The following is a 9,493-nucleotide window of genomic DNA, read 5'->3' on the forward strand; positions in this document are numbered from 1 at the left end:
ATGCGTACCCCGATTTTAGCAAATGTCGACATTTCGGCAAAGATCGAATCTATCGGCCCCGGTGGCCCGACTGTGGGGTGCAGTCTTTCAGTAGGTGCCGACAGTTCATGGGATTCAGCTCACCAGTCCCATGCAATGCCGCTGTAGAGGTCGCTGAACTCCGTTCGTGCGGACTGCTTCTCGTCGAGCTGAAGGATGGTGTCGCGGGTTGGTTGGCCTGGGGCGGCGATGTCGGTGAGCCGGTCGACGCGCCAGACCTCTCACTAAAGCGAAGAGGTCCGCTGGCGATGCCGGCGGACCTCTTCGTCAATCTTCAAATCACTCATCGGCGCTTACTCAAGCCATTTTTTTGAGTAAGGACACCGTGGTGGAGGTGAGGGGACTCGAACCCCTGACCCTCTGCATGCCATGCAGATGCGCTACCAGCTGCGCCACACCCCCAGGTGGTGTGCCGGAACCGGCCTGCAGACCGTTCCAGCGACGACGGAACACTAGCCGACGGGTGTCGACTACGCGAAATCGGGGTCCCCCGCGGTGCGGTTGTACGCCAGCAGGCGCAGCCGTCCCGCCTCCGGCTGCTCGAGGAGCTCGACCCAGCCGCAGTTGTCGACCCCGCGCAGGGCGTGGATGGCCTCGGTGGGCCAGCCGAGCAGGGCGACGGTGGCGACCCGGATGGCCGCGCCGTGGGAGACGGCCAGCGCCGTGCGGCCGGGCTCCACGGTGTCGAGCAGCGCGTGCAGCGCCCCCACCATCCGGTCGCGGACCTGCTCGGTGGTCTCGGCCCCGGGGACGACGTCGAAGTCGCCCTGGTGGAAGCGCGCGAACTCCTCGGGCGCGAGCGCGCGGTACTCGTCGTGGGAGAGCCCCTGGCGCTCGCCCAGGTGGAACTCCCGCAGCCGCGCGTCGTACGACGCCTCCAGCCCGCACGCGGCCAGGACCGGCTCCGCGGTGCGGCGGGTGCGGGCGAGGTCGCTGCACCACACGACGTCGGGTGCCAGGGCAGCCATGGCCGGGGCGACCGCCGCCGCCTGGGCACGCCCGACGTCGTCGAGATCGACGTCGAGCTGGCCCTGGATGCGGCGCGCGTGGTTGTGGGCGGTGCGGCCGTGCCGCAGGAGCACGAGACGCCGGCCGTGCCCCCGCCCGTCACGCATGTCGGGCACGTCGCTCACGAGCGGGTGACGTCCTCCGGCAGGGCGATGGCCGGGCAGTCGCGCCACAGCCGCTCCAGGGCGTAGAACTGCCGCTCCTCCTCGTGCTGGACGTGGACGACGATCTCGCCGTAGTCCAGCAGCACCCAGCGCCCGTCGCGCTGGCCCTCCCGACGGATCGGCTTGGCGCCGACCTCGCGCAGGGCGTCCTCGACGGCGTCCACGATGGCGCCCACCTGGCGCTCGTTGGAGGCCGAGACGAGCAGGAAGGCGTCGGTGATGGCCAGCTGCTCGGAGACGTCGAAGGCGATGATCTGCTCGCCCTTCTTGTCGCTCGCGGCGCGGGCGCCGGCGACGACGAGCTCGACGGCATGGTCGGTGGCGGTCATGGTGCTCCAGGGTCTGCCCGGCGCTCGGTCACGGGGGCGGGCGCCCCCTCCGGCCCGGACGGGTAGAGGTCGTGCTTGACGAGGTACTGCACCACACCGTCGGGGACGAGGTACCACACGGGCTCCCCGCGCCGGCGGCGTCGGCGCACGTCGGAGGACGAGATCGCCAGGGCGGGGATCTCCAGCATGGTCACGCGGTCGGCCGGGATGGCGGCCAGCACGGCCGGGTCCATCTCGTAGCCGGGCCGGGTCACGCCGACGAACCGCGCGAGCTCGAAGAGCTCCTCGTGGTCGCGCCAGGTGAAGATGTCGGCCAGCGCGTCGGCACCGGTGATGAAGAAGAGCTCTGCGTCGGGCAGCTGGGCCGCGAGGTCGCGCAGGGTGTCGACGGTGTAGGTGCGCCCGGGTCGGTCGATGTCGACCCGGCTCACGGTGAAGCGCGGGTTCGAGGCGGTGGCCACCACAGTCATGAGGTAGCGGTGCTCGGCGGGCGCGACGTCGCGCCCCGCCTTCTGCCAGGGGTCGCCGGTGGGCACGAAGACGACCTCGTCGAGGTCGAACCAGTGCTGGACCTCCGAGGCCGCCACGAGGTGGCCGTGGTGCACGGGGTCGAAGGTGCCCCCCATGACGCCGACACGGCGTCGGGGTGGGCGGGTCACCGGGTGGAGCTCAGCTGTGCTCGCGGCCGCCGCCGAAGGCGAGGAGCGCGAAGAGCAGGCCCATGAGGATGCCCAGCGTCAGGAGGCCGATGCCCCACGAGAGACCCATGTTGAGGGAGTTCTCCTCGGCCTCCGTGGCCAGGATGGTCAGCGCATGCATGGTCAGATCCTAGCGGGCCGGGCCACGGGCCCCTTCGGCGGTCCGCCCCCCGCCGCTCCGGCTCAGCGCACGTGGCCGTCGCCGGTGACGACGTACTTGGTCGAGGTCATCTCCGGCAGTCCCATCGGCCCGCGGGCGTGCAGCTTCTGGGTGCTGATCCCGATCTCGGCACCGAAGCCGAACTCCCCGCCGTCGGTGAACCGGGTGCTGGCGTTGACCAGCACCGCGGCGGCGTCGACGGCCGCGACCCAGCGCCGCGCGGCCGCCTGGTCCTCGGTCACGATCGCCTCGCTGTGCTGGCTGGAGTGGCGGCGCACGTGCGCGAGCGCCTCGTCCAGCGAGGGCACGACGCGCGCGGCGAGGTCGAGACAGAGGTACTCGGTGTCCCAGTCCTCCTCGGTCGCGGGCACCACTCCGCCGTACGCCGTGAACGCGGCGTCGCCGTGGATCGTCACGCTCTCGCGCTGCAGTGCCTCGACGACCCGGGGCAGGAACGCCTCGGCCACGTCGGCGTGCACCAGCAGCGACTCGGCGGCGTTGCACACGCTGGGCCGGTGGGTCTTGGCGTTGACCACGATCGCGAGCGCCTTGTCGAGGTCGGCCGCGGCGTCGACGTAGACGTGGCAGTTGCCCACACCGGTCTCGATCACCGGCACCGTCGACTCCTCGACCACCGCGCGGATCAGTCCGGCGCCCCCGCGCGGGATGAGCACGTCGACCGCCCCACGCGCCCGCATCAGCGCCTTGACCGTGTCGTGGGAGTCCGCGGGCACCAGCTGCACGACGTCGGCCTCCAGGCCGGCGTCCTCGGCCGCACCGCGCAGCACCTCCACGATGGCGGCGTTGCTGGCCGCTGCGCTGGAGGAGCCGCGCAGCAGCACGGCGTTGCCCGACTTCAGGCAGATCCCGGCAGCGTCCGCGGTCACGTTGGGCCGGGCCTCGTAGATCATCCCGACCACACCGAAGGGCACCCGCACCTGGCGCAGCTCCAACCCGTTGGCCAGCGTCGAGCCCCGTACGACCTCCCCCACCGGGTCCGGCAGCGCCGCCACGTCGCGCAGCCCCTGGGCCATGCCCTCGAGGCGGGCCGGGGTCAGCCGCAGCCGGTCGACGATCCCCTCCGGCGTACCCGCCGCCTCGGCGCGCGCGACGTCCTCGGCGTTGGCGGCCAGCACCTGCTCCTGCGCGGCCAGCAGCGCCTCGGCCATCGCCAGCAGCGCCGCGTCCTTCTGCGCCCGCGTGGCCAGGGCCAGGCCCAGGCTCGCCGCCCGCGCCCGCTGAGCCAGCGCCAGCACGTCCTGCTCGGTGGTGGGGGTCGTCATGGCCGAGAGCCTAGGACTGGGAGCACGACGAAGCCCCGACGGTCCGAGGACCGTCGGGGCTCGCCACGAGGACTGGGGCGTCCTCGATCAGTTCTTGCGCTTCTCGATCTGCTCGGTGGCGGCGGGCAGCACGCTCTGCAGGTCGCCGACGACGCCGAAGTCGACGAGCTCGAAGATCGGCGCCTCCTCGTCCTTGTTGACTGCCACGATGGTCTTGGCGGTCTGCATGCCGGCGCGGTGCTGGATCGCACCGGAGATGCCGTTGGCGACGTAGAGCTGCGGCGAGACGACCTTGCCGGTCTGGCCGACCTGGAAGCTGTGCGGCATCCAGCCCGAGTCGACGGCGGCGCGCGAGGCACCGACGGCGGCACCGAGCGCGTCGGCGAGGCCCTCGACGGCGGAGAAGTCGCCACCGGTGCCACGGCCGCCGGAAACGACGATCGCGGCCTCGGTCAGCTCGGGGCGACCGCTGGCCTTGCGCGGCTGCGAGGCGACGATCTGCGCCTTCTTGGCCGAGTCGGAGATGGTCGCGGCGAACTCCTCGACCTCACCGGCGCCGGCGGTCTCCTCCGGAGCGGCGGAGTTGGGCTTGACCGTGATGATCGGGGTGCCCTTGGTGACCTTGGACTTCACCGAGTAGTTGCCGGCGAAGACCGACTGCGTGGTCACGCCGCCCTCCTCGATGTCGACGGCGTCGGTGATGATCCCGGAGCCGGTCTTGACCGCGAGGCGGCCGGCGATCTCCTTGCCCTCGTAGCCGGAGACGATGAGGACCGCGGCCGGGGAGGTCTTCTCCACCAGCTGCTGGAGCGCCTCGGCCTTCGGGGCCACCAGGTAGCCCTTGATCTCGCTGTCGTCGACGACGTAGATCTTCTCGGCGCCGAACGCCTTCAGCTTCTCCACGACCGCGCTGTCGGCGGACCCGAAGTGGACCGCGGAGGGGGTGCCGAGCCGCTTGGCCAGGGCCAGCAGCTCGAGGGTGGGCTTGCGGACTGCTCCGTCGACGTGGTCGACGACGACCAGGACCTCAGACATGTGTGTGTTCCTCTCCTATCCGAGCCCGGCTCAGATGAACTTCTTGGACGCGAGGAACTCGGTCAGCGCGGTGGCGCCGGAGCCGTCCTCGTCGGTGACGATCTCGCCGGCGGTGCGCGGCGGGCGCTCCGAGGCCTCCTCGACGGCGCTGGTCGCGGCGGTGAGGCCCACGAGCTCGGCGTCGACGCCCAGGTCGGCGAGGGTCCAGGTCTCCAGCGGCTTCTTCTTCGCGGCCATGATGCCCTTGAAGGAGGGGTAGCGCGCCTCGCCAGTCTGGTCGGTGACCGACATGACGATCGGCATGGTGGCACCGATGACCTCGGTCGCGGTGTCGCCGTCACGCTTGATCCGGACCTGGTCGCCCTGGGTCTCGATCACGGCGGCGAAGGTGACCTGCGGCAGGTCGAGGCGCTCGGCGAGCATCGCCGGGACGACCGAGCCGGAGGCGTCGGTCGAGGCCATGCCGCACATCACGATGTCCGGGGTCTTCCCGATGTCCTGGGCGATCTTCTTGACCGCCTCGGCCAGCACCAGCGAGGTGCCGAGGTAGTCGGAGCCGGCGATGGCCTCGTCGGAGACGAGGATGCCCTTGTCGGCACCCATCTGCAGGGCCTTGCGGACGGCGTCGACCGCCTTCTCGGGACCGATGCAGAGCGCGGTGACCTCGGTGTCGTCGCCGGCCTTCTCCTTGAGCTGGAGCGCCTGCTCGACGGCGTACTCGTCGAGCTCCGACAGCAGGCCGTCGACGCCGACGCGGTCCACGGTGTTGTCCGACTCGAACCGCCGGTCGGCGGTGGCGTCGGGGACGTACTTCACACAGACGACAATGTTCATGGTGGGTCGGCCCGTCAGGGCCCCTCCTGTGCACTCGGGGTCGATCGCGAGGCTACCCGCGCGATCCAGGCGATGTAACTGGCGTTTACGGTTGGCTTTCTCACACCCGCCGGGGGTGGCCCCCACAGGGCCGGGCACCCGCGTCGAGCAGGTGCGCGCAGGTCAGCGACCCGGGCGCACGAGCCGCTCGACCAGGCGGCCGAGCAGCAGGTAGACGACCGCACCGAGACCCCAGTTGAACAGCGCGTTCTTGGTCTCGGCGTTGTCGCCGGTGAACTCCCGCACGCCGTTCTCCCGGGAGAAGACCCCCAGGTCGACGGCGTCGGCGGCCCGGAGCACGAAGTCCACCAGGCCGTTGTCCTCGTTGGCGTCGATCGCGACCAGCAGGGCCGCCACCGCCAGCACCAGGGCCAGCAGCACGAACGCGGTCCACAGCAGCTGCGAGACGCGGGTGCGCCAGACCGTCAGGTCGGCGCGTTCCCGTGACGCCTTCGGCGGCTTCTCGGCCTTCGTCGGCTTCTCGGCCTTCGGCGGCTCCTCGGCGTCGGCGGGCTGGGGGGCCACCGGGGGCGTGGGGGCCCCCGCAGGCTCGCCGGCCGCAGCGGGCACGGCAGCAGGCGCAGCGGGTGCGGCAGCAGCAGCCGGCTCGCCGACCACCGGCTCCGCGGCAGGCCGCTCCGCCGGCTCCACCTCCGAGGTCCCGCCCGCTCGTGCGGAGGAGAACCTGTCCCTGATGCCCATCCGTTGCCCCTACCGTCCCGTGAAGGTCGCCTTGCCCGGACCGCTCTCCACGAAGGATCGCATACCGGCCCCACGGTCCTCGGTGGCGAAGAGCGCCGCGAACTGCATGCGCTCGATCTCCAGACCGGTCTCGATGTCGGTCTCCAGGCCGCGGTCGATGCACTCCTTGGCCGCCCGCAGGGCGAGCGCGGCGGCGCCGCTGAACTGGGCGGCCCAGGCGACGGCCTCGGTGTAGACGTCGGCGTCCGGGACGACCCGGTCGACCAGGCCGATGGACAGCGCCTCGTCGGCCTTGACGAAGCGGCCGGTGAAGATGAGGTCCTTGGCCTTGCTGGGGCCGACCAGACGGGCCAGGCGCTGGGTGCCGCCGGCGCCGGGAATGATCCCGAGCAGGGTCTCCGGCTGGCCGAGCACGGCCTTCTCCCCCGCGATCCGGACGTCGGCGGCGAGCGCGAGCTCGCAGCCGCCGCCCAGGGCGTAGCCGGTGACGGCGGCGACGACCGGCTTGGGGATCCGGGCGATGGCGGTGACGGCCGACTGCAGCGGGCCGGAGCGGGCGACCATGTCCTGGTAGGACATCTCGGCCATCTCCTTGACGTCGTTGCCCGCGGCGAAGACCCGCTCCCCGCCGTACACGACGACCGCGCGCACGTCCTCGCGCTCGGTGGCCTCGGCCGCGGCGGCGCGCAGCTCCTCCTGGACCGCGATCGAGATCGCGTTCATCTTCGGCCGGTCGAGCCGGATCGTGCCGACCCCGTCGGCGACCTCCAGCCGCACGAACTCACCCATGACACTCCACCTCTCGCCGCGTCCTCGTCTTCCGGGCCTCGGTTCCCGGGTCCTGCGTCGGCATCGTGCCACCCCTGGGATGATCGCCCGCATGGCACCGGTGACGTGGACGCATCTGGGGCAGACCGCCCGGGTCTGGCCGGGCCGCAACTGGCCGCTGGGGGCGACCTGGACGCCGGAGTCGACCAACTTCGCGGTCTACGCACCGGCCGCGACCCAGGTGACGCTGTGCGTCTTCGAGGACGCCCCCGACGGCGGGGAGGAGGAGCACCGCTTCGTGCTCACCGAGCAGTCGCTGGGCATCTGGCACGGCGCCCTGCCCGACCTCCCGCCCGGCACCCGCTACGGCTACCGGGTCGACGGCCCGTGGGACCCCGCCCAGGGGCACCGGTTCAACCCGCACAAGCTGCTGCTGGACCCCTACGCCCTGGCGATCAGCGGCGACCTCGACCCCCAGCCGCCCGTCTTCGGCTACGTCTTCGGCTCCCCCGAGGAGCAGTCCACCGAGGACTCAGCCGCCTTCGTGCCGCGCAGCGTGGTCGTCGACCCCTCCCACGGCGGGGACTTCGACTGGGAGGGCGACGCCCCGATGCGCCGCCGGTGGCGTGACACGGTCGTCTACGAGTGCCACGTCAAGGGCATGACCGCCCTCCACGACCGGGTGCCCGAGGAGCTGCGGGGCACCTACGCCGGGCTCGGCTCCGCCGCGGTCACCGACTACCTCCGCGACCTGGGGGTGACGGCCGTCGAGCTGCTCCCGGTCCACCAGTTCCTCACCGAGCCGGGCGTGAGCGAGCGCGGCCTGGTCAACTACTGGGGCTACAACTCCATCGGCTACTTCGCCCCGCACGGGGCCTACTCCGCCTCCGGCGACCGCGGCCAGCAGGTCCGCGAGTTCAAGGAGATGGTCAAGGCCCTGCACCGGGCGGGCCTCGAGGTGATCCTCGACGTCGTCTACAACCACACCGCCGAGGCCGGTCCGCTCGGGCCCACGCTGTCCTTCCGCGGCCTCGACGACCGTGGCTTCTATAAGCGCGTGATCCCGGTCCCCGACCCGGAGACGGGCGCCGTGGAGTACGACGACACCTACTGGGACGTCACCGGCTGCGGCAACACCGTCGACTCCAACCACCCGCTGGCGCTGCGGCTGATCCTGGACTCCCTGCGCTACTGGGTCACCGAGATGCACGTCGACGGCTTCCGCTTCGACCTCATGTCGGCGCTGACCCGCACCGGCTACGACATCGACATGGGCTCGGACCTGCTCGTCGCCATCGGCCAGGACCCGGTCCTGCGCCACGTGAAGCTGATCGCCGAGCCGTGGGACGCCTCGATGGACGGCTACCTCGTGGGTCGGATGCCGCCGCCGTGGGTGGAGTGGAACGACCAGTACCGCGACGAGATCCGCGACTTCTGGCGCAACCACGCCCCCGGCCCCCGCACGGTCGCGACCCGCCTCGCGGGCTCCTCGGACCTGTACGCCGACGACGGCCGCTCGGCGTACAACTCGATCAACTTCGTCACCGCCCACGACGGCTTCACGCTGCGCGACGTCGTCACCTACGAGCGCAAGCACAACGAGGCCAACGGCGAGGAGAACCGCGACGGCACCGACAACAACCGCTCCTGGAACCACGGGGTCGAGGGCGAGACCGACGACCCCGCCCTCCAGGCCGTACGCCGTCGGCAGGCGGCCAACATGATGGCGACCCTGTGCCTGTCCAACGGCGTCCCGATGATCACCGCGGGCGACGAGCGCGGGCGCACCCAGCGGGGCAACAACAACGCCTACTGCCAGGACAACGAGACCTCGTGGGTCGACTGGCGCCCCGACGACGCGTGGCTCGACGTCTACGAGGTCACCAAGACCGCGTTGCGGCTGCGCCGCGACCACCCGGCGCTGCGCCAGCGGCACTGGTTCGAGGGGCGGCCCACGATCCGCGGCGGCCCGAAGGACCTGGCCTGGCTGCACCCCTCGGGCCGGGAGATGACCGACGAGGACTGGTTCGACCACGAGCAGCGCACCATCGGGATGTTCGTCTCCGGCGCCCCGCTGCGCGCCCCGGGCCCGTGCGGGGAGCAGCAGGTCGACCGCTCGTTCATGATGTGGTTCAACGCCGGCTGGCTGCCCCAGGCGGTCCACCTGCCCGAGAACGACTGGGTGCAGGCCGGCGAGGTCGTGCTCTCCACCGACGCCAAGCTCTCGGTGGGGGCCCGGGTCGACGCCGGCGGCCGGATCGCGATCGGGCGCCGCAGCGTCGTGGTGCTGCGCGAGCTCGCGCCGTAGGAGGGACCCTTCACGGCGCCGGCAGCGACAGCACGCCCAGCACCGCGGCGGCGGACAGCACCTCCTGCCGCGGCACCACCCCCACCCAGGAGCCGAACCCGACGGGGTGGGCGACGGCGACCTCGC

10 protein-coding genes and 1 tRNA gene are annotated in these 9,493 nt (G+C 71.7%); 1 reads left to right on the forward strand and 10 read right to left on the reverse strand.

Features of this window, described 5'->3' with window-relative positions:
- Positions 1-365: 365 nt before the first annotated feature.
- The 10 genes from Q1V71_RS18690 to Q1V71_RS18735 form a co-directional block, all read right to left on the reverse strand.
- Positions 366-441, reverse strand: a tRNA-Ala gene (locus Q1V71_RS18690).
- A 68-nt stretch (positions 442-509) separates the two neighbouring features.
- Positions 510-1,172, reverse strand: coding sequence for a histidine phosphatase family protein (locus Q1V71_RS18695; RefSeq protein ID WP_300645795.1), 663 nt, complete (start codon positions 1,170-1,172; stop codon positions 510-512).
- On the reverse strand, positions 1,169-1,540 hold the full coding sequence (gene rsfS / locus Q1V71_RS18700; RefSeq protein WP_300645796.1) for a ribosome silencing factor: 372 nt from the start codon (positions 1,538-1,540) through the stop codon (positions 1,169-1,171). Before rsfS ends, Q1V71_RS18695 begins: the two co-directional genes overlap by 4 nt.
- Complete coding sequence (nadD, locus tag Q1V71_RS18705) at positions 1,537-2,199, reverse strand: nicotinate-nucleotide adenylyltransferase (protein ID WP_300645797.1); 663 nt, start codon at positions 2,197-2,199, stop codon at positions 1,537-1,539. The genes rsfS and nadD overlap by 4 nt, the downstream gene beginning before the upstream one ends.
- 10 nt (positions 2,200-2,209) lie before the next feature.
- Positions 2,210-2,359: a hypothetical protein gene (locus tag Q1V71_RS18710; protein WP_300645799.1), complete on the reverse strand. Its 150-nt coding sequence runs from the start codon at positions 2,357-2,359 to the stop codon at positions 2,210-2,212.
- A gap of 62 nt (positions 2,360-2,421) precedes the next feature.
- Entirely contained in the window at positions 2,422-3,681 is a 1,260-nt protein-coding gene (locus Q1V71_RS18715; RefSeq protein ID WP_300645801.1) for a glutamate-5-semialdehyde dehydrogenase, read from the reverse strand.
- Positions 3,682-3,768: 87 nt separating this feature from the next.
- Positions 3,769-4,716, reverse strand: a complete 948-nt coding sequence (locus Q1V71_RS18720) for an electron transfer flavoprotein subunit alpha/FixB family protein (RefSeq protein WP_300645803.1) — start codon at positions 4,714-4,716, stop codon at positions 3,769-3,771.
- 30 nt (positions 4,717-4,746) lie between these two features.
- Entirely contained in the window at positions 4,747-5,550 is an 804-nt protein-coding gene (locus Q1V71_RS18725) for an electron transfer flavoprotein subunit beta/FixA family protein (protein ID WP_300645804.1), read from the reverse strand.
- 162 nt (positions 5,551-5,712) lie between these two features.
- Positions 5,713-6,291 (reverse strand): hypothetical protein, encoded by a 579-nt coding sequence (locus tag Q1V71_RS18730; protein ID WP_300645805.1) that lies wholly within the window; start codon positions 6,289-6,291, stop codon positions 5,713-5,715.
- A 9-nt stretch (positions 6,292-6,300) separates the two neighbouring features.
- Positions 6,301-7,080: an enoyl-CoA hydratase-related protein gene (locus Q1V71_RS18735; RefSeq protein WP_300645807.1), complete on the reverse strand. Its 780-nt coding sequence runs from the start codon at positions 7,078-7,080 to the stop codon at positions 6,301-6,303.
- A gap of 91 nt (positions 7,081-7,171) precedes the next feature.
- Here Q1V71_RS18735 and glgX point away from each other — a divergent pair, with 91 nt between their 5' ends.
- Positions 7,172-9,367 (forward strand): glycogen debranching protein GlgX, encoded by a 2,196-nt coding sequence (gene glgX / locus Q1V71_RS18740; RefSeq protein WP_300645808.1) that lies wholly within the window; start codon positions 7,172-7,174, stop codon positions 9,365-9,367.
- Positions 9,368-9,493: the final 126 nt, after the last annotated feature.

This window comes from Nocardioides sp., assembly GCF_030149505.1.
GTDB lineage: Bacteria > Actinomycetota > Actinomycetes > Propionibacteriales > Nocardioidaceae > Nocardioides.